General features: G+C 47.5%; 2 pseudogenes. Both read right to left on the reverse strand.

The annotated features are described in order from the left end of the window. A pseudogene (locus tag ACQEXR_RS20400) lies at positions 1-213 on the reverse strand (DUF4123 domain-containing protein); the annotation flags it as partial. After that, positions 195-587: pseudogene (locus ACQEXR_RS20405) on the reverse strand (type VI secretion system tip protein VgrG); the annotation flags it as partial. The pseudogenes ACQEXR_RS20405 and ACQEXR_RS20400, both read right to left, overlap by 19 nt.

The raw sequence follows: 587 nt of genomic DNA on the forward strand, positions 1-587 counted from the left end.
AGCAACTAACACGGGGCCACGTTCAATGTTGGCAAATTGTGTCTGCTCGAAAAGGGGGCAAAAGAAGGGCTCTGGAATGGTCTGATAAAGCTGAACTTGCCAATTTGGCCAAAGTTCAGGCTCGATAATCATATAGACATCCCATTCGTCTACGAAAATTGGCGCAGAACCCATTTCAACGCGCCACTGAGGCATTATTTGTGGATTTGACATTGGCCACCTCTATTACATTGGCAAAGTTCTTTTAGCAACGAGCCATTTTCGACCATCTTGTTGTATGCAACTTGGTTCATTGCTGGGAGCAACCCATCCGCAGCCATTGCTTGTTGAACCGGGGGAGTTATATCCTGTGTCAGGGAGTTGGGCAGCAAAGCAATCTGCCCAGAAAAACCGCTGCCACTACCCGGGCTACCGCCCGAGTTTAAATTCACGCTAGGGCCAACCAAGCTAACACCAGACGCGTCTAGTTTTATAAAGCTACCACCGGCTTTCAAAGTCATTTCAGAACCCGCTTCGATAACGACCTTCATACCGGCTTTGATGTGGAGTTCATTGCCAATTTCAAATGCATGCAACTGAGCGATTTT

The organism is Vibrio sp. TRT 2004 (assembly GCF_050113735.1).
Taxonomy (GTDB): domain Bacteria; phylum Pseudomonadota; class Gammaproteobacteria; order Enterobacterales; family Vibrionaceae; genus Vibrio.